We start from the raw sequence: 17584 nt of genomic DNA, 5'->3' as shown, positions 1-17584 counted from the left end.
GGGTCATGCCTACGATGAGCCGCATGGGTGACGTACTGGCCGGATTTCATGCCGCCTGGGAGTTCGAGTCCGACTCCGTGCTCATCCGTTACGAGCGGGGGATTCGAACACCCAAGCTCTTCCAGGCGCTGGGGGAACGCCGGGTGCCGCTGGAGGCGATCTCCGGAGTCACGCTGTCCCCCGGCAAGCGCGGCACCGTCGTCCTGCGGGCGGAGGTGCGGCCCGGGGCCGACCCGCTGCTGGAGGCGGCCGCGGGGCAGCTCAAGGAAGGGTGCGATCCGTACCGGCTGGTGCTGCCCGCCGAGCGGGACGCTCTCGCCGAGTACTACGCCGAGGAGCTGCGGGGGCTGCTGACCGCGGACGGGGAGCCCGCCGAGCGGTTTCTGGTGGCCGCGCCGGAGGCGCCCCGGCAGTTCAAGGCGTATGACGCCAAGGCGTCCTTCGACGGGAAGACCGTGCACTTCCGGTGGTTCTGGACGGGGGCGTCCTCCGCCAAGTGGAAGGCCGGGGACCAGAGCTTTCCGGTCGCTGAGCTGAGCGGCGTGGAGTGGCGGTCGCCAGAGGTGTTCGAGGGGCATCTGCGATTGCTGCGGGGTGCTGCGCAGGCTGTGCAGGTGGATCAGGATCCGGCGGCTGTGGTGTTCGGGCTGGGGTATGGGCCTGTGCACGAATCACTGCCGTTCGCGGCGGCTGTGCTGGCCGCGGTGCGGGATGCCGGGCCGGCGGCTGCGATGTCGGCCGCCGGGCCGCGGCGGGATCCTGCGGATATTGCCGAGAGGATCCGTCACCTGGGGGAGTTGCATCAGGCGGGGCTGGTGACGGATGAGGAGTTCTCCGTCAAGAAGGCGGAGTTGTTGGCGGAGCTTTAGGGGGTGCGGGGTTCGGTCTGTGGGCTCGTGCCCTACTCCCTGCCTGCAGAAGCGAAGGACATGTCCGGGTAACGCGTCCCCGCCACCTTTGACGCGATCGGTTCCAGTGTGGCCAGCTCGTCTTCCGTCAGGACGATTGCCGTCGCCGCCGCGTTTTCCTCCACCCTTTTGACCTTTGTGGTGCCCGGGATCTGGGCCACCGCCAGGTGGTGGACCGTTGCTCGCTGCTGGACCCAGGCCAGGGCGATCTGGGCCGGGGAGGCGTCGTGGGCCTCGGCCACCGCGCGGATGGGGTCGAGGAGGGTCGCGTTGGCGGCCGCGTTGTCGCCCTGGAAACGGGGCATCGTACGGCGGACGTCGCCGTCGGTGAGGTCCTTGTCCGCGTTGGAGAAGGAACCGGCGAGGAAGCCGCGGCCGAGCGGGGAGTAGGGGACCAGGGCCACGCCCAGTTCGCGGGCGGCCGGCACCACGTTGGTCTCGATGTCCCGGCTGAACAGGGACCACTCCGACTGCACGGCGGCGATCGGGTGCACGGCCTGCGCGGCGCGCAGTTCGTCGGCGGTGACCTCGCTGAGGCCGAGGTGTTTGACCTTGCCCTCGCGGACCAGCTCGGCCATGGCGCCGACGGTCTCCTCGATCGGGACGTTCACATCGCGCCGATGCATGTAGTAGAGGTCGATGACGTCGACGTCGAGGCGGCGCAGGCTGCCCTCGGCGGCCTGGCGGACGTACGGGGCGTCGCCGCGGATGATCCGCTTGGTGCGGTCGCCCGCCGGGACACGTACGCCGAACTTGGTCGCGATGACGACCTCGTCCCGGTGCGCCTTGAAGAAGGGCGACAGGAAGCGCTCGTTGTCGCCGTCGCCGTAGCCCTCCGCCGTGTCGTACAGCGTGACGCCCAGCTCCAGTGCCCGCTCCAGGGTGGCCCGCGACTCCTCCGCGTCGGAGGGGCCGTACGCCCAGCTCATGCCCATGCAACCGAGGCCCTGTACGCCGACCTCGGGTCCGTCGGCGCCCAGTCGTACGGTCGGGATCCTGCTGTCCGTCATCGCACCTTCTCCGCGTAGAAACTGATCTTCCGGTCGAGCACCGCGAGGGTGTCCTGGAGCTCCGCCATCCGGGACAGCACGTCCCGGCGGGTCTGCTCGAGCAGTTCGAAGCGCTCGCCGAACGTGTGGTCGCCCTCGCGCACCAGCTCCGCGTACCGCACCATGTCGGCGACCGGCATACCGGTGAGCCGCAGCTTGCCGACGAGGTCGAGCCAGTCGAGGTCGCGGTTGCTGTAGCGGCGCTGGCCCGTGTGCGAGCGGTCCACGTGCGGCATCAGGCCGATGCGCTCGTACCAGCGCAGGGTGTGCGCGGTCAGGCCGGTGAACGCGACGACCTCGCTGATCGTGTAACTGTCCTGGCCTTCGGGGCGTCGATGGGCGTGGGGCGGGGCACCGCAGCTGTCGGTCCTGGTGGGCGTGGTCTCCATCACCGTCATGCCCTCAACGCTATGGCCTTCGAGTGCACTCCAAGCAAGCGGAACCCGTAAGAAATAAGCACCGCAGAAATCGGCGGGACATGGGGCCGCGGTGGTGACTAGCGTGCGGGGCATGAGTCTTGTACGCCGGGCCGTGCCCGAGGACGCGCGGGAAGTGCTGCGGCTGCGCCAGGTGATGATCGATGCGCTGCCGGGGTCGGATCCTGCCACGGACTGGCACGAGCAGTCACTGCCGGGGCTGCGGGAGAGGCTGGGCGAGACGGAGGGGAACTTCGCCGCGTTCGTCGTCGACCATCCCGAGCGGCCGGGGGCGCTGGCCGCGCTGGTGGCCGGGACCGTCGACTACCGGATCGGGAAGGCGGGCGATCCGCACGGGGCGGTCGGCTACGTCTTCAGCGTGGCGACCGATCCGGACACCCGCCGTCGCGGGTACGCGCGCGCGTGCATGGACGTGCTGCTGGACTGGTTCCGGGAGCGCGGTGCCGCGCGCGTGCACCTGACCGCCTCTGCTGAGGCCGAGCCGCTCTATGTGTCGCTCGGGTTCAAGCCCAAGCCAGACCCGTTGCTGGAGCTCACGCTGTGAGCGCTTAGGCTCGACGGCATGTCGCTGAAGAGCCTTGCGCTGATCGAAAACTGGCCGGTTCCCACCGCCGCGGCGGGTGTGGTGCGGGGCGACGGCACGGTCCTCGGCACCCATGGCCCGGCCGGCCACCGCTTCCCGCTCGCCTCGGTCACCAAGCCGCTCGCCGCGTACGCCGCCCTCGTCGCGTACGAGGAGGGCGCGATCGAGCTCGACGAACCGGCGGGCCCGCCCGGCTCGACGGTCCGCCATCTGCTGGCCCACACCTCCGGGCTCGCGTTCGACGAGCACCGGGTGACCGCGCCGGCCGGGGAGCGGCGGCTGTACTCGAACGCCGGGTTCGAGCAGCTCGGCGACCACATCGCCAAGGCGACCGACATCCCCTTCGCGGAGTATCTGCGGCAGGCGGTGCTGGAGCCGCTGGGGATGACCGGTACCTCACTGGAGGGCTCCCCCGCCAAGGACGGCGTCTCGACGGTCGAGGACCTGCTGCGGTTCGCCGCCGAGGTGCAGGCGCCGCGGCTGCTGGATCCGCGGACGGTGGCGCAGGCGATGACGGTGCAGTACCCGGGCACGAAGGGCGTGCTGCCCGGCTACGGCCACCAGAACCCGAACGACTGGGGCCTCGGCTTCGAGATCCGTGACTCCAAGTCGCCGCACTGGACGGGCTCTTCGTCCTCCCCGCGGACCTTCGGGCACTTCGGGCAGTCGGGTACGTTCCTGTGGATCGACCCGGACGCGGGAGTGGCGGGAGTCGCCCTGACCGACCGGGCCTTCGGGCCCTGGGCGGTGGAGGCGTGGCCGACGTTCACGGACGCGGTGCTCGCGGAGCTGCGGGGCTGAGGTCGGGGCACCCCGGGTTATTCGCCCCCGCCGCCCCTACCCTTCCCGTCCCTGGGGGCTGCGCCCCCAGACCCCCGCCTTCGGCCTGAACGGCCTCGTCCTCAAACTCCCCCACTCTCGGCTTCGCTCGAGCGGGGGGACCCCCACGACGGGCTGAAAAGATCAAGCCCCGGCCGGCCAAAAATCAGCCCCTTGGGCCCCCCACGCCCTTAAGGCAGTAGGGGAGTTTGAGGAGCGGGGGCCCGGGGGCCGGCCCCCGGTACGGGCACGCGGTCACCAGCGTTCCGCCTCGTTCTCCAGTGCCCAGATCAGCAGCTCCGCGTCCGTCGCGGCCAGTGCCTCCAGGTCCTTGGCGTCCGTGATGCGGGCCGCATCACCCGGCCCCAACTCCTCGCCGTCCAGCCGCACTTCACCACGTACGACGTGGAGGTAGACGTATCGCCCGTCCGGCACCGCCGTCCGCTCCCCCGCCCCCAGGCGCCGTACATGGAGCATCGCGCCCGCCTCCGGGACCGCGTACGGGGTCGAGTCCGCGATGCCGTGGACGATCTCGTAGGCGGGGTCGCCGCCGGGGTCGCGGGGGGCCAGCCACATCTGGACGAAGGTCAGGGGGACGTCGCCGTCGTTGCGCTCCACGTGTCGTACGCCCGCGGCGGAGCTCAGCCGCTGGACGTCGCCGGGCCGGACGGTCGTCTCGTGGCCGAAGGAGTCACGGTGGGTCAGCTCGCCCTCGACCACCCACGTCACGATCTCGGTGTGGCTGTGCGGGTGTTCGTCGAAGCCGGCCCCGGGCGCGAGGCGCTCCTCGTTGCAGGCGATCACCGCGCCGAAGCGGAGGTTGCCGGGGTCGTAGTGCGGGCCGAAGGAGAAGGCGTGCCACGACTCGATGCCGGCTGCCGGGTCGCCCCCTGGGTAGCGCTCCGCAGCGCGCCGTACGTCCATCACGAACTCCACGGTAGCCCTCGGTCCGCACCCGGCGACGCACGCTCCCGTCCGGATAAGGCAGTCTTGTCCCCGTGCCCGAACCCGAAACGAGCAAGCCCGAAGCCGCCGCGCCCCGAGTCCACCCGCATGCAGCGACCCTGAAGCGACTGGAGAAGTCCTCCGGCTCCCTCGCCCAGCAGGCCATCGCGCGCATGGACGAGACGCTGCCGTGGTACCGGGCGATGCCCCCGGAGAACCGTTCCTGGATCGGGTTGGTCGCCCAGGCCGGTATCGCCGCCTTCACCGAGTGGTTCCGGCATCCCGACGCCCCGCAGGCCATCTCCACGGATGTGTTCGGGACCGCGCCGCGCGAGCTGACCAGGGCGATCACGCTGCGGCAGACCGTGGAGATGGTGCGCACCACCATCGAGGTCATGGAGTCCGCGATCGACGAGGTGGCGGCACCCGGTGACGAGAGCGTGCTGCGCGAGGCGCTGCTCGTGTACGCCCGGGAGATCGCCTTCGCCACCGCCCAGGTGTACGCCCAGGCCGCTGAGGCACGCGGTGCCTGGGACGCGCGCCTGGAGTCCCTCGTCGTCAATGCCGTGCTCAGCGGGGAGGCCGACGAGGGCGCCGTCAGCCGGGCCGCCGCCCTGGGGTGGAACGCCCCCGAGCATGTGTGTGTCGTCCTCGGGACCGCCCCCGACGGGGACTCCGAGCTGACGGTGGAGGCGATCCGGCGGGCCGCCCGGCACGCCAAGCTGCAGGTGCTCACCGGGGTGCTCGGGGACCGGCTCGTCGTCATCGCCGGTGGCAGCGACAACCCGATCGGCGTGGCCAAGTCGCTGATCGGGCCGTACGCGGCCGGCCCCGTGGTGGCCGGGCCCGTGGTGGCCGATCTGCTCGCCGCCACCCGGTCCGCGCAGGCCGCGGCCGCCGGCCTCAAAGCGTGTTCCGCCTGGCAGGACGCCCCGCGGCCGGTACTGGCGGACGATCTGCTGCCGGAGCGCGCGATCGCCGGTGACCCGAGCGCACGCGAGCAGCTGGTGGAGGAGATCTACAGACCGCTGGAGGAGGCCGGGTCGGCGCTTCTGGAGACGCTCTCCGTCTATCTCGAGCAGGCGAGCAGTCTGGAAGGCGCCGCCCGGATGCTCTTCGTTCACCCGAACACCGTGCGCTACCGGCTCCGACGTGTGACTGACGTCACCGGCTGGTCGCCTTCGGATGTACGCTCCGCCTTCACGCTACGGATTGCGCTGATCCTGGGCCGTCTGGTCGACGGGGATCTCCCCGCCTAGTCTTTTGTCGGGGGTCCACAAAACCCCCTCGTGTTCTTCGTCCCTGTCCCCACGGGCGGCCTTGGCCGTCCACAAGAGAGAGTGTGAGAGTGCTCGTACTCGTCGCTCCCGGCCAGGGCGCCCAGACGCCCGGCTTCCTGACTCCCTGGCTCGAACTGCCCGGTGCCGCTGACCGCGTCGCCGCCTGGTCGGACGCCATCGGACTGGACCTCGCCCACTACGGCACGCAGGCCGACGCCGATGCCATTCGCGACACCGCGGTGGCCCAGCCGCTGCTGGTCGCGGCCGGCATCCTGTCCGCCGCGGCACTCGGTGCCGTCGCGCCCGGCGCCGTCGCGGGTCACAGCGTCGGCGAGATCACCGCGGCCGCCTTCGCGGGCATCCTCGACGACACCTCCGCGCTCACCCTCGTACGCAAGCGGGGTCTGGCCATGGCCGACGCCGCCGCGATCACCGAGACCGGGATGTCGGCGCTGCTCGGCGGCGACCCCGAGGTGTCCGTGGCGCACCTGGAGAAGCTGGGCCTGACCCCGGCGAACGTGAACGGCGCGGGCCAGATCGTCGCCGCGGGCACGCTGGAGCAGCTCGCCGTGCTGAACGAGGACAAGCCCGAGGGCGTCCGCAAGGTCGTCCCGCTGAAGGTCGCCGGCGCCTTCCACACGCACCACATGGCGCCCGCCGTCGACGCGCTGGCGAAGGCCGCCGCCGAACTGGCCCCCGCCGACCCGAAGTTCACGTACGTGTCCAACAAGGACGGGCAGGCGGTCGCGACCGGCGCCGAGGTGCTGGAGCGCCTGGTCGGCCAGGTCGCCAACCCGGTCCGCTGGGACCTGTGCATGGAGACCTTCAAGGAACTCGGCGTGACCGCCCTCATCGAGGTCTCCCCCGGCGGCACGCTGGTCGGCCTCGCCAAGCGCGCGCTGCCGGGCGTGAAGACGCTCGCGCTCAAGACCCCCGACGACCTCGACGCGGCCCGCGAGCTCATCGCTACAGTGTCGGATTCTGCTGCTGACGCAGCGGGCGCCAACGCCTGACATCCAAGGAGCCGTACGAACATGTCGAAGATCAAGCCCAGCAAGGGCGCCCCGTACGCGCGCATCCTCGGTGTCGGCGGCTACCGCCCGACCCGGGTCGTGCCCAACGAGGTGATCCTCGAGACGATCGACTCGTCCGACGAGTGGATCCGTTCGCGCTCCGGCATCGAGACCCGGCACTGGGCCTCCGACGAGGAGACCGTCGCCGCGATGTCGATCGAGGCGTCCGGCAAGGCGATCGCCGACGCCGGGATCTCCGCCGAGCAGATCGGCGGCGTGATCGTCTCGACGGTCTCGCACTTCAAGCAGACCCCGGCCGTCGCAACGGAGATCGCCGACAAGCTCGGCACGAACAAGGCCGCCGCCTTCGACATCTCGGCGGGCTGCGCCGGCTTCGGCTACGGCCTCACCCTCGCCAAGGGCATGATCATCGAGGGCTCCGCGGAGTACGTCCTGGTCATCGGCGTGGAGCGGCTGTCCGACCTCACCGACCTGGAGGACCGTGCGACGGCCTTCCTGTTCGGCGACGGCGCGGGCGCGGTCGTGGTCGGCCCCTCCAAGGAGCCGGCGATCGGCCCGACGGTGTGGGGCTCGGAGGGCGACAAGTCCGAGACGATCAAGCAGACCGTGCCGTGGACCGACTACCGCGAGGGCTCGGTCGCCAAGTTCCCTGCGATCACGCAGGAGGGCCAGGCGGTGTTCCGCTGGGCCGTGTTCGAGATGGCGAAGGTCGCCCAGCAGGCGCTGGACGCGGCCGGGATCACCCCGGACGACCTGGACGTCTTCATTCCCCACCAGGCCAACGAGCGGATCATCGACTCGATGGTGAAGACGCTGAAACTGCCGGAGCACGTCACGGTCGCGCGTGACGTACGCACCACCGGCAACACCTCGGCCGCCTCGATTCCGCTCGCCATGGAGCGGCTTCTGGCGACCGGTGAGGCGAAGAGCGGCGACACCGCGCTCGTCATCGGCTTCGGGGCGGGTCTCGTGTACGCCGCGACGGTCGTTACCCTCCCCTAGGCACTTCGTGCCGGATCATCATCGGATCCGGTGCGGAAAGCACTGCAACACCTGCCGCTGACGCGGCGGGCGCCACACCCTCTGGATTACTACGAAGGAGCGCCTGACATGGCCGCCACTCAGGAAGAGATCGTCGCCGGTCTCGCCGACATCGTGAACGAGATCGCCGGCATCCCGGTTGAGGACGTCCAGCTGGACAAGTCCTTCACCGACGACCTGGACGTCGACTCGCTGTCCATGGTCGAGGTCGTCGTCGCCGCCGAAGAGCGCTTCGACGTCAAGATCCCGGACGAGGATGTCAAGAACCTCAAGACGGTCGGCGACGCGACCAACTACATCCTCAAGCACCAGGCCTGAGCCTTCTAGGCCCCGGCTGTTTTGCCCCGCCACCCGGCGGTGGCGCCGTTGAATCCCGATCCGTTGGAGAAAGAATTCCCGTGAGCCCGACCAATCGCACCGTGGTCGTCACCGGTATCGGCGCAACCACACCGCTGGGTGGCGACGCAGCCTCTACCTGGGAGGGCCTGATCGCCGGCAAGTCCGGCGTGAAGCCCCTGGAGCAGGAGTGGGCCGCCGAGCAGGCGGTCCGTATCGCCGCGCCGGTCGCCGTGGAGCCCACCGAGGTCATCCCCCGGCCGCAGGCCCGCCGCCTGGACCGCTCGGCGCAGTTCGCGCTGATCGCGGCCAAGGAGGCCTGGGCGGACGCAGGTTTCACCGACAAAGCCGGCGACGACGCCGCCATCGACCCGGACCGTCTCGGCGCCGTCATCGCCTCCGGCATCGGCGGTGTGACGACCCTCCTCGACCAGTACGACGTGCTCAAGGAGAAGGGCGTACGCCGCGTCTCCCCGCACACCGTCCCCATGCTGATGCCGAACAGCCCCTCCGCCAACGTGGGTCTGCTCGTGGGCGCCCGTGCGGGCGTGCACACCCCGGTCTCCGCCTGCGCGTCGGGCGCCGAGGCCATCGGCTACGCCATCGAGATGATCCGCACCGGCCGCGCCGACGTCGTCGTCGCGGGTGGCACGGAGGCGGCCATCCACCCGCTCCCCATCGCCGCGTTCGGCAACATGATGGCGATGTCCAAGAACAACGACGACCCGCAGGGCGCCTCGCGTCCCTACGACGTCGCCCGTGACGGCTTCGTCCTCGGCGAGGGCGCCGGCGTCCTCGTCCTGGAGTCCGCCGAGCACGCCGCCAAACGCGGCGCCCGCGTGTACGCGGAGGCGGTCGGCCAGGGCATCTCCGCCGACAGCCACGACATCGTGCAGCCGGAGCCCGAGGGCCGCGGCATCTCGCACGCGCTGCAGAACCTGCTGGAGCGCACGGACCTGGACCCGGCGGAGATCGTGCACGTCAACGCGCACGCCACCTCTACGCCTGCCGGTGACGTGGCCGAGCTGAAGGCGCTGCGGAAGGTGTTCGGCGACGAGGCCGACCACATGGCGGTCTCGGCCACCAAGTCGATGACCGGTCATCTGCTGGGCGGTGCGGGCGGGGTCGAGTCCGTCGCCACGATCCTGGCGCTGTACCACCGGATTGCTCCGCCGACCATCAACGTCGAGAACCTCGACCCCGAGGCGGAGGCAGCTGCGGACATCGTCCGCGGTGAGGCGCGGAAGCTGCCTGTTGAGGGCCGTATTGCGGCCCTCAATGACTCCTTTGGGTTTGGTGGGCACAACGTGGTACTTGCGTTCCGGACGGTCTGAGAATTGCCGTGAACGGCGAATGGCCCGTACTCCCGGTTGGGGCGGGCCATTCGCCGTTTTGCTGGCTGTTGTCGGCCGACTGCGGGCCGGTGGGGGTTGTTCGCGCCCACGCGGCGGAGCCGCATATCGACACAGCCCCGCGCCCCTAAAGGGGCGCTTCAGACCACCTGGTGGAGCCAGCGCACCGGAGCGCCCTCGCCCGCATACCTGAACGGCTCCAACTCGTCGTCCCACGGCTTGCCGAGCAGCTTGGTGAGCTCCGACTCCAGTTCCGTTTCGCCCTGCTGTGAACGGGTCAGGGCGGCGCGGAGGCGGTCTTCGGGGATGAGGATGTCGCCGTGGATACCGGTGACGGCGTGGAAGATGCCCAGGTCGGGGGTGCAGCTGTAGCGTTCGCCCTCCGCGGTGGGGCAGGGCTCCGCGGTGACCTCGAAGCGCAGGAGCTGCCAGCCGCGCAGCGCGGAGGCGAGCTTGGAGGCCGTGCCGACCTCGCCCTGCCAGGAGAACTCCGAGCGCCAGGTGCCGGGGGCGGCGGGCTGCCGGATCCAGTCGAGGTTGACGCGTGTGCCGAGCACACCGGCGACGGCCCACTCGACGTGCGGGCACAGCGCGCGCGGCGCGGAGTGCACGTACAGAACCCCACGTGTCGTCACCGGGACCTCCGGGCAGAGCAGGACAATCTGGCGAACGGGCGGACGCCGTGGCCGGACGGCCACGTTGATGGCGAGGCTACCGTGCGGCGGCGCAAGGAGTGTGACGTACCGTCGGTCCCGATGCGCTGAAACGTCCGCCATTCACCCGGCAGGACGCTTGTACGGGTGTGAACCGTTGCAGGGTGCGTGGATCGGGAACTCTCGCGCGTTGTTATGGGGTGACACATCCGTACGTAGACGGACTGCACCGAGGGGATCACCGGCGTATGCGGAAGCCAAGCCACCGTTCACGGACCGTTCTCGCCGCCGTGGCGGCGACCGTCCTGGGCGTCGCCGGCTGCGACGCCGTCGGTGGCAACTCCGCCGGGCCGACGGGCATCAAGGCGCACAGCGCGAAGCCCGCGCCGGCGTGGGACGTGAGCCCCCGTTCGATCGCGGCGGTCGGCGACTCCATCACACGCGGCTTCGACGCCTGTACGGTCCTGTCGGACTGCCCCGAGGTGTCCTGGGCCACCGGCAGCAGCGCCAAGGTCGACAGCCTCGCCGTACGGCTGCTGGGGAAGGCGCAGGCCGCCGAGCGCAGCTGGAACTACGCGGTGACCGGGGCGCGGATGGCGGACCTGCCGGGCCAGATGGCGCAGGCGGTGACGCGCAGGCCGCAGTTGGTGACGGTGATGGCCGGGGCGAACGACGCCTGCCGGGCCAGCATCGCCGCCATGACCTCGGTGGAGAGCTTCCGCGCCGACTTCCAGGACGCGCTGAGCACCCTGCGCAGGTCGCTGCCGAAGACGCAGGTGTACGTGGCGAGCGTGCCGAACCTGAAGCGGCTGTGGTCCGAGGGGCGCACCAATCCGCTGGGCAAGCAGGTGTGGAAGCTCGGCATCTGCCCGTCCATGCTGGGCGACGCGGACGCGCTGGACTCGGCGGCGACGCTGCGGCGGGACACGGTGCAGAAGCGGGTGGAGGCGTACAACAAGGTGCTGGAGGAGGTCTGTGCGAAGGACCGGCGGTGCCGGTTCGACGGGGGCGCGGTGTACGACTACCGGTTCGGTACGGCCCAGTTGAGCCAGTGGGACTGGTTCCATCCCAGTGTGAACGGGCAGGCGCGGCTTGCGGAGATCGCCTACCGCAAGGTCACGGGGAAGAAGGCGTGAGGTGCTGCGATCCGGGACCAGGGCCGTGACCTAAAGTTCCGCACATGAACGAACTCTTCGGCACACTTTCCGACGGCACCCCGGTCCACCGCTGGACCCTGGAGCGGGCCGGCGTGCGGGTCCGGATCCTGTCGTACGGCGGGATCGTGCAGTCCCTGGAGGTCCCGGACCGGGACGGGCGGGCCGGGAACGTGGTGCTGGGGTTCGCGGACCTGGACGGCTATCTCACGCACCCGGAGCCGTACCTCGGCGCGCTGATCGGCCGGTACGCCAACCGGATCGCGGGCGGCCGCTTCCCGCTGGACGGAGTGACGTACGCGCTCGGGCAGAACACGCCGCCCAACTCCCTGCACGGCGGCGAGCGCGGCTTCGACAAGCGGGTGTGGGAGGTGACGCGGGCCGGGGAGCACGGGGTGCGGCTGAGCCGGGTCAGCGCGCATGGCGAGGAGGGCTTCCCGGGCCGGCTGGAGGTTTCGGCGACGTACACGCTCGACGAGTCCGGCGCCCTGCGCATCGCGTACGAGGCGGTGACGGACGCGCCGACCGTGGTGAACCTGACGAACCACAGCTACTTCAACCTCGGCGGCTCGGGTGGCGCGGGCGGCCACGAACTGCGGCTGGCCGCCTCCCGCTACACCCCGGTCGACGCCGATCTGATCCCGACCGGCGAGTTCGCCGACGTGACGGGCACCCGCTTCGACTTCCGTCGGGCGCGGAAGGTCGGCGCCGGATACGACCACAACTTCGTGCTCGACGGCGGAGTCACCGAGACCGCCCGTGAGGTGGCCGAACTGCACGACCCCGCTTCCGGCAGGGTCCTGACCGTGGCCACCACCGAACCCGGCATGCAGATCTACACCGCCGACCACCTGTCCGCCCCCTTCGCCCCCGGCGACGGCATCGCACTGGAGACCCAGCACTTCCCCGACTCCCCGAACCACCCGGACTTCCCGAGCACGGTGCTGCGGCCGGGCGGGGTGTTCAGGTCGGAGACGGTGTACGGGTTCGCCAACCGCTAGCGGCGGCGGAACGCACGAGCCCCGGCCCAGGGGTCAGGTCCCGGGCCGGGGCTGTTCGTGGGGAGACTTGTCCCGGATCAGACGTTAATCGTCGCGGTGAGGCGGCGGTCGGTGATCGAGCGGCTCACCTGGATCTCGTACGAACCCTTCACACATGACCATGAGTTCGTTTCCTCGTCCCAGACCTCGAAGGCGCGGCGGGGGATCTCGATGACCGCTTCCGCCGTCTCGCCCGGGGCCGCCTCGACGCCCGCGAAGCCCGCCAGCCGGCGCGCCGGACGGTCGGGTCCGGGCTCGGCCGGCGCCAGGTAGACCTGCACGACCTCCCGGCCCGCGCGCTCGCCGGAGTTGCGGACGCGGATCGTGGCGGTGGTGCCGTCGACCTCGACGGACTCGTAGGTCCAGTCGGTGTAGCCGAGGCCGTGGCCGAAGGGGTACGAGGGGGTACGCCCCTGCTTCTCCCAGGCCCGGTAGCCGATGAAGGCGTCCTCGGTGTACGCGAGTTCGCCGCCCTCGGGCACCACCTGGGTGACCGGGGCGTCGGACAGGGAGCCCCAGGTGGTGGGCAGGCGGCCGCCCGGCTCGTACGCGCCGGTCAGCACGTCCGCGAGGGCCGCGCCGCCCTCCTGGCCGGGGAACCAGCTGAGCAGCACGGCGGCGACCTCCTCCCGCCACGGCAGCTCGACCGGGGAGCCGGAGTTGACGACCACGACGGTGTTGGGGTTGGCGGCGGCGACCGCGCGGACCAGGTCGTCCTGGCGGCCGGGGAGGTCGAGGTCCTTGCGGTCGAAGCCCTCCGACTCCACGCGGTCGGTGGTGGCGACCACGACGACCGCGGTGTCGGCGGCGCGGGCGGCCTCGACGGCCTCGGCGATCAGCTCGTCGCCGTCGCGCTGCGGCTCCAGGTGCGCCAGGGCGAAGGCGACGACCTTGAGGGGGAACTCCTCGGGGAGTGCGTAGACGTAGGTGAGGGACACGTCCACCGCTTCGCCCGCGGTCAGTTCGGCCTGGGCGCGGGGCACCGGGGCGCCGAAGAAGGCCTCGAAGGGGTCGCTGTCGTCGGCGGGGCCCTGGAGGTCGTCGTAGTACGTGGTGCCGTCGACGGTGAGGGTGAAGTGGCCGGTGCCCTTGGCGCCGAAGGTGTGCAGGCCGGTCTCGCGCGGGGTGAAGGTGCCGGTCAGCTCGACGGTGTGCAGGCGGTCGTGGGTGACGCCCTCGGGGAGGTCGGAACCCATCCACTGGATCTGGCCGTTGGGAGCGGAGCCCGTCCCGATGACGTTGCCCTCGGTGTCCCGGCACACCGCCCGCAGCTCGAAGCCCTTGTCGGCGACGGCGAGTTCGGTGGTGGGGTCGGCGCCGACGGCGTAGCTGAGGGTGCCCTCGGGGAGGGCGGCGGTGAGGCCGTCGAGCGGGGAGACGATCCAGGCCGGGAAGACCGTCGCCGAGCCCCCGCCGAGCACGCGGGCGTCGCGGGCGGCGGCGCCGATCAGCGCCACCGTGCCGGGCTTGAGGGGCAGGGCGTTGTTCTCGTTCTTCACCAGGACGAAGGCGCGGCGGGCGATCTCACGGGCCAGCGCGATGCCGTCGACGGGCTCGGGCAGTGCGGTGACGGCGGGCTCGGCGCTCTCCAGGGCGCCGACGCGGGCGGCGAGCCGCAGGACGTTGCGTACGGCCTCGTCGACGAGGGACTCCTCGACCTTGCCGTCCCGCACGGCCTGGGCGAGCGGGGCGCCGTACACGGTCTGCGGGCCGGGCATGGCGACGTCGAGGCCGCCCTCGATGGCGCCGACCGTCGAGCGGGCGGCCATCCAGTCGGAGACGTTGTAGCCGTCGAAGCCCCATTCGCCGCGCAGGACCTCGTTCACCAGGTGGCGGTGCTCGGTCATCGTCGTGCCGTTGACCGTGTTGTAGGCGGTCATGATGCCCCAGGGGCGGGCGTTCTCGACGATGAGCTCGAAGGGGGCCAGGTAGAGCTCGCGCAGGGCGCGCGGCGAGACCAGGTTGTTGACGGTGAAGCGGTCGGTCTCGGCGTCGTTGGCGACGAAGTGCTTGACCGTGGTGCCGACACCGCCCGACTGGACCCCCCGCACATAACCCGTACCGATCAGCCCGGTCAGATACGGGTCCTCGCTGTAGGCCTCGAAGTGCCGTCCGCCGAGCGGGGAGCGGTGCAGATTGACCGTGGGGGCGAGCAGTACGTGCACGCCCTTGCGGCGGGCCTCCTGCGCGAGCAGGGTGCCGGCGCGGCGGGCGAGTTCCGGGTCCCAGGTGGCGGCCAGCGCGGTCGGGGACGGCAGGGCGATGGAGGGGTCGTCGGCGGTCCAGCGCACCCCCCGGACGCCGATCGGTCCGTCCGACATGACGAGGGACTTCAGACCGATCTCCGGCAGGGCGGGCAGGGACCACATGTCCTGTCCGGACAGCAGCCGGGCCTTGGCGTCCAGGTCCAGCTTGCCGAGCGCCGCGTCGACGGCGGCCTCGCGCGCGCTGTCGGCCGGAGAGGGTCCAGGGGTTCCCGCCATGGCGGTGCCTCCTCATCGAGTCCTGTCGTCCTGCGCTCCATCGTGCACCGGTCCCCTGTAACACGGTAGGTTTCGTTATCGTGCCGTAATATTTGCTCTACGGGGATGTCGTACGGTGACGCCATGAACGCCAGGGTCAGAAGCGAGGAGCGGCGCGCGGAGATCGTGCGGGCGGCGCTGGAGGTGATCGCCGAGCGCGGGTACCGGGGCGCGTCCCTGGCCGCGGTGGCGGAGCGCGTCGGGCTCACCCAGCAGGGGCTGCTGCACTACTTCCCGACCAAGGACGCGCTGCTGGTCGCGGTGCTGAAGGACCGGGACCAGTGGGATGCCGTACCGGCCACGCAGTGGCGGGTGGATCTGCTGGCCTCGCTGGTCGAGTACAACGCGATGCGGCCCGGGATCATCCAGACGTTCTCCGCACTGCTGGGCGAGAGCGTGACGGAGGGCCATCCGGCGCGGGGGTACTTCACCGGGCGGTACCGGCAGGTGCGGGAGAACATGGCGGCGGTGTTGCGGGCCGAGTACGGGGAGCGGTTGCCGAACGGGCTGACCCCGGAACGGACGGCTCCGCTGCTGGTGGCCGTGATGGACGGTTTGCAGTACCAGTGGCTGCTGGACCCCGAGTCGGTGGACATGCCTGGGGCGTTCCGGGACTTCCTGGCGCTGCTGGGGGAGGAAGCCTGAACTCCCCTCCTACTGGCGCCAGATGACGGCGAGCGCCTTGCTCACCGCGCACACGGCGGCGAAGGCGATCGCCCAGGCCATGGCTCCGGCCGCGAACAGCGCGGCCACACCGGCCCCGAACCAGAGCAGTTCGAAGCCGACGCGGACCGCACCTCGTGTCTTGTACGACGCCTTCTGGGAGCCGAACAGCGCCCACAGCACGATCAGTACGGCCGGGGCGCCGAGGCCGAGGAGCCAGGCGAGCGGGGCGGCCGTGTCCCGGGTGAAGCCCCAGTAGGAGACCGCCACCAGAGCGCCGAGTTCGATGAGGAACAGGACGCCGAGGTTCACTGCCTTGATTGCCTTCATGGGCCGCAGTATCGCCCGGAAGGGATCACTCCGGTGCGGGCACGGCGGCGACGACCTCGATCTCGATCTGCGCCTCGGGCCGGAACAGCCGCGAGGCCTCGAAGGTCATGCTCGTCGGCGGTGTCCCGGTGAGGAACTCCCGCCGCACGGCGCCGTATTCCTGCAGCTTGGTGATGTCCGTCAGGTAGGTGCGGATGTTGATGACGTCCGACAGCGCCGCGCCGTGGGCGCGGAGCAGGGCGTCGAGCGCCTCGAAGACGCCGCGCGTCTGCTCGGCGAGGGTGGCACCCTCGGCGATCTGGCCGGAGACGAACAACAGGGCACTGCCGTCGGCGTGTTCGACGCGGGCGACCTGGGAGTAGTAGGGGCTGGCGGGCTGGGGGGCGTCGACCGGGTTGTCCAGGGTGACCTTCACGGGATGACGCTAAGCCTGTCAGCCGCGGTGCGACAAGCGAATGTCTAGCATGGCTGCCATGCCGAAACAGCATCCCTCAGCAGGCGCACCGCTGCCCGACCTCTCCACCATCTGGCTGCGGGTGTTCCTGGTGGTCGCCCGGCACGGCTCGTTCACCGTGGCCGCGCGGGCGCTCGGGTGGACGCAGTCGGCGGTGTCGCGGCAGATCTCCTCGCTGGAGGCGGCGCTCGGAGGGGCCCTGCTCTTCGACCGGCTGCCGCGCGGCGTACGGCTCACGGAGGCCGGCCGGCTGCTCGTCCCGCACGCGGAGACGGTCGCCGAGACGCTGCACGGCGCCGCACGCGAACTGGCGGCCCTGCGTGAAGTGGCGGGCGGGCGGCTGCGGTTCGGGGCGTTCGCGACGGCCGACGCGGCGCTGGTGCCGCACGCGCTGGCGGCGTTCCGGGCCCGCCACCCCCGGGTGCGGCTCTCCCGCGAGGAGGGCCTCACGCCCCGCCTCCTGGACCGGCTGGCCGCGGGCCATCTGGACCTGGCGGTCGTCTCGACGACCGGCCGTGCGCCCTTGGAGTCGTACGAACTCCACCATCTCCTCGACGAGTCGCTGTACGTCGCCGTCCCGGCCGACCATCCCCTCGGGGGCCGCGAGGGCCCGGTGCGGCTCGGTCAACTCGCCGAGGACGACTGGATCTCCGGCAGCTCCCGCCCCGAGGGCACCCTCCTGGACGCGGCCCTGCGCCAGGGTTTCCGCCCGCGCGTGGCGCACGTCGTCGGCGAATGGACCGCCAAGCAGGGGTACGTCGCCGCAGGCCTCGGAGTCACTCTGGTCCCCGCTCTCGCCGCCGAGTCCGTACGCCCGGACATCGCGCTGCTGCCGGTCCTCGACGAGGGAGCCCCGGCCCGCGCCGTGTACGCGGCGACGGCGCGGGGGCGGGCGCTGACGCCCGCCGTGGAGGCGTTCGTCGGGGCGCTGCGGGAGGCTGTGGCTCGTATCCCCGTCCCCGGGTAGGTGCGCACTCGATGCAC

General features: G+C 71.1%; 19 protein-coding genes. 12 read left to right on the top strand and 7 right to left on the bottom strand.

Going from position 1 to position 17584, the window contains the following annotated elements:
- Positions 1-14: 14 nt before the first annotated feature.
- Positions 15-869: a DUF4429 domain-containing protein gene (locus tag ACFY1U_RS01660; RefSeq protein ID WP_390692821.1), complete on the top strand. Its 855-nt coding sequence runs from the start codon at positions 15-17 to the stop codon at positions 867-869.
- 32 nt (positions 870-901) lie between these two features.
- Here the strand turns inward: ACFY1U_RS01660 and ACFY1U_RS01655 are convergent, their stop codons facing one another.
- Both ACFY1U_RS01655 and ACFY1U_RS01650 read right to left on the bottom strand, forming a co-directional pair.
- Entirely contained in the window at positions 902-1918 is a 1017-nt protein-coding gene (locus ACFY1U_RS01655; RefSeq protein ID WP_390692144.1) for an aldo/keto reductase, read from the bottom strand.
- Positions 1915-2355 (bottom strand): MerR family transcriptional regulator, encoded by a 441-nt coding sequence (locus tag ACFY1U_RS01650; RefSeq protein ID WP_390692143.1) that lies wholly within the window; start codon positions 2353-2355, stop codon positions 1915-1917. The genes ACFY1U_RS01655 and ACFY1U_RS01650 overlap by 4 nt, the downstream gene beginning before the upstream one ends.
- A gap of 112 nt (positions 2356-2467) precedes the next feature.
- Between ACFY1U_RS01650 and ACFY1U_RS01645 the strand changes: the two genes are divergently transcribed.
- Both ACFY1U_RS01645 and ACFY1U_RS01640 read left to right on the top strand, forming a co-directional pair.
- On the top strand, positions 2468-2938 hold the full coding sequence (locus ACFY1U_RS01645; protein WP_390692142.1) for a GNAT family N-acetyltransferase: 471 nt from the start codon (positions 2468-2470) through the stop codon (positions 2936-2938).
- 18 nt (positions 2939-2956) lie between these two features.
- Entirely contained in the window at positions 2957-3778 is an 822-nt protein-coding gene (locus ACFY1U_RS01640) for a serine hydrolase domain-containing protein (protein WP_390692141.1), read from the top strand.
- Positions 3779-4051: 273 nt separating this feature from the next.
- Here the strand turns inward: ACFY1U_RS01640 and ACFY1U_RS01635 are convergent, their stop codons facing one another.
- On the bottom strand, positions 4052-4720 hold the full coding sequence (locus tag ACFY1U_RS01635; protein WP_390692140.1) for a pirin family protein: 669 nt from the start codon (positions 4718-4720) through the stop codon (positions 4052-4054).
- Positions 4721-4794: 74 nt separating this feature from the next.
- Between ACFY1U_RS01635 and fasR the strand changes: the two genes are divergently transcribed.
- From fasR to fabF, 5 genes are all read left to right on the top strand, one after another.
- On the top strand, positions 4795-6000 hold the full coding sequence (gene fasR / locus ACFY1U_RS01630) for a fatty acid biosynthesis transcriptional regulator FasR (RefSeq protein ID WP_390692139.1): 1206 nt from the start codon (positions 4795-4797) through the stop codon (positions 5998-6000).
- An 89-nt stretch (positions 6001-6089) separates the two neighbouring features.
- Complete coding sequence (locus ACFY1U_RS01625) at positions 6090-7034, top strand: ACP S-malonyltransferase (RefSeq protein ID WP_390692138.1); 945 nt, start codon at positions 6090-6092, stop codon at positions 7032-7034.
- A 21-nt stretch (positions 7035-7055) separates the two neighbouring features.
- Entirely contained in the window at positions 7056-8057 is a 1002-nt protein-coding gene (locus tag ACFY1U_RS01620; protein WP_390692137.1) for a ketoacyl-ACP synthase III, read from the top strand.
- Between the two features lie 108 nt (positions 8058-8165).
- Entirely contained in the window at positions 8166-8414 is a 249-nt protein-coding gene (locus tag ACFY1U_RS01615; protein ID WP_030931809.1) for an acyl carrier protein, read from the top strand.
- 80 nt (positions 8415-8494) lie between these two features.
- Entirely contained in the window at positions 8495-9766 is a 1272-nt protein-coding gene (fabF, locus tag ACFY1U_RS01610; protein WP_390692136.1) for a beta-ketoacyl-ACP synthase II, read from the top strand.
- A 158-nt stretch (positions 9767-9924) separates the two neighbouring features.
- On the opposite strand, the gene ACFY1U_RS01605 is transcribed toward fabF, so the two are convergent.
- On the bottom strand, positions 9925-10419 hold the full coding sequence (locus tag ACFY1U_RS01605; RefSeq protein WP_390692135.1) for a DUF3145 domain-containing protein: 495 nt from the start codon (positions 10417-10419) through the stop codon (positions 9925-9927).
- Between the two features lie 266 nt (positions 10420-10685).
- Between ACFY1U_RS01605 and ACFY1U_RS01600 the strand changes: the two genes are divergently transcribed.
- Both ACFY1U_RS01600 and ACFY1U_RS01595 read left to right on the top strand, forming a co-directional pair.
- Complete coding sequence (locus ACFY1U_RS01600) at positions 10686-11573, top strand: SGNH/GDSL hydrolase family protein (protein ID WP_390692134.1); 888 nt, start codon at positions 10686-10688, stop codon at positions 11571-11573.
- A gap of 44 nt (positions 11574-11617) precedes the next feature.
- Positions 11618-12592, top strand: a complete 975-nt coding sequence (locus tag ACFY1U_RS01595; RefSeq protein ID WP_390692133.1) for an aldose epimerase family protein — start codon at positions 11618-11620, stop codon at positions 12590-12592.
- Positions 12593-12669: 77 nt separating this feature from the next.
- On the opposite strand, the gene ACFY1U_RS01590 is transcribed toward ACFY1U_RS01595, so the two are convergent.
- Positions 12670-15114 (bottom strand): glycoside hydrolase family 3 C-terminal domain-containing protein, encoded by a 2445-nt coding sequence (locus ACFY1U_RS01590; protein WP_390692132.1) that lies wholly within the window; start codon positions 15112-15114, stop codon positions 12670-12672.
- Positions 15115-15219: 105 nt separating this feature from the next.
- Here ACFY1U_RS01590 and ACFY1U_RS01585 point away from each other — a divergent pair, with 105 nt between their 5' ends.
- Positions 15220-15798: a TetR/AcrR family transcriptional regulator gene (locus ACFY1U_RS01585; protein WP_390692131.1), complete on the top strand. Its 579-nt coding sequence runs from the start codon at positions 15220-15222 to the stop codon at positions 15796-15798.
- Between the two features lie 9 nt (positions 15799-15807).
- On the opposite strand, the gene ACFY1U_RS01580 is transcribed toward ACFY1U_RS01585, so the two are convergent.
- Complete coding sequence (locus ACFY1U_RS01580) at positions 15808-16146, bottom strand: YrdB family protein (RefSeq protein ID WP_390692130.1); 339 nt, start codon at positions 16144-16146, stop codon at positions 15808-15810.
- Positions 16147-16171: 25 nt separating this feature from the next.
- Positions 16172-16561, bottom strand: coding sequence for a RidA family protein (locus ACFY1U_RS01575; RefSeq protein ID WP_390692129.1), 390 nt, complete (start codon positions 16559-16561; stop codon positions 16172-16174).
- A gap of 49 nt (positions 16562-16610) precedes the next feature.
- On the opposite strand from ACFY1U_RS01575, the gene ACFY1U_RS01570 reads away from it, so the two are divergent.
- A complete protein-coding gene (locus ACFY1U_RS01570) occupies positions 16611-17567 on the top strand; it encodes a LysR family transcriptional regulator (protein ID WP_390692128.1) in 957 nt (318 codons plus the stop codon).
- Positions 17568-17584 lie beyond the last annotated feature (17 nt).

It is taken from the genome of Streptomyces sp. NPDC001351 (assembly GCF_042896045.1).
Lineage (GTDB): Bacteria > Actinomycetota > Actinomycetes > Streptomycetales > Streptomycetaceae > Streptomyces.
Note: the sequence above shows the minus strand (reverse complement) of the source record. Positions and strands in the feature narration are given on the sequence as shown.

Excerpts from the sequence above, each read along its gene's own strand:
- ACFY1U_RS01660 (WP_390692821.1), top strand. The coding sequence starts at position 15 with ATGAGCCGCATGGGTGACGTACTGGCCGGATTTCATGCCGCCTGGGAG.
- ACFY1U_RS01655 (WP_390692144.1), bottom strand. The coding sequence starts at position 1,918 with ATGACGGACAGCAGGATCCCGACCGTACGACTGGGCGCCGACGGACCC.
- ACFY1U_RS01650 (WP_390692143.1), bottom strand. The coding sequence starts at position 2,355 with ATGACGGTGATGGAGACCACGCCCACCAGGACCGACAGCTGCGGTGCC.
- ACFY1U_RS01645 (WP_390692142.1), top strand. The coding sequence starts at position 2,468 with ATGAGTCTTGTACGCCGGGCCGTGCCCGAGGACGCGCGGGAAGTGCTG.
- ACFY1U_RS01640 (WP_390692141.1), top strand. The coding sequence starts at position 2,957 with ATGTCGCTGAAGAGCCTTGCGCTGATCGAAAACTGGCCGGTTCCCACC.
- ACFY1U_RS01635 (WP_390692140.1), bottom strand. The coding sequence starts at position 4,720 with ATGGACGTACGGCGCGCTGCGGAGCGCTACCCAGGGGGCGACCCGGCA.
- ACFY1U_RS01620 (WP_390692137.1), top strand. The coding sequence starts at position 7,056 with ATGTCGAAGATCAAGCCCAGCAAGGGCGCCCCGTACGCGCGCATCCTC.
- ACFY1U_RS01615 (WP_030931809.1), top strand. The coding sequence starts at position 8,166 with ATGGCCGCCACTCAGGAAGAGATCGTCGCCGGTCTCGCCGACATCGTG.
- ACFY1U_RS01600 (WP_390692134.1), top strand. The coding sequence starts at position 10,686 with ATGCGGAAGCCAAGCCACCGTTCACGGACCGTTCTCGCCGCCGTGGCG.
- ACFY1U_RS01595 (WP_390692133.1), top strand. The coding sequence starts at position 11,618 with ATGAACGAACTCTTCGGCACACTTTCCGACGGCACCCCGGTCCACCGC.
- ACFY1U_RS01590 (WP_390692132.1), bottom strand. The coding sequence starts at position 15,114 with ATGGCGGGAACCCCTGGACCCTCTCCGGCCGACAGCGCGCGCGAGGCC.
- ACFY1U_RS01585 (WP_390692131.1), top strand. The coding sequence starts at position 15,220 with ATGTCGTACGGTGACGCCATGAACGCCAGGGTCAGAAGCGAGGAGCGG.
- ACFY1U_RS01580 (WP_390692130.1), bottom strand. The coding sequence starts at position 16,146 with ATGAAGGCAATCAAGGCAGTGAACCTCGGCGTCCTGTTCCTCATCGAA.
- ACFY1U_RS01570 (WP_390692128.1), top strand. The coding sequence starts at position 16,611 with ATGGCTGCCATGCCGAAACAGCATCCCTCAGCAGGCGCACCGCTGCCC.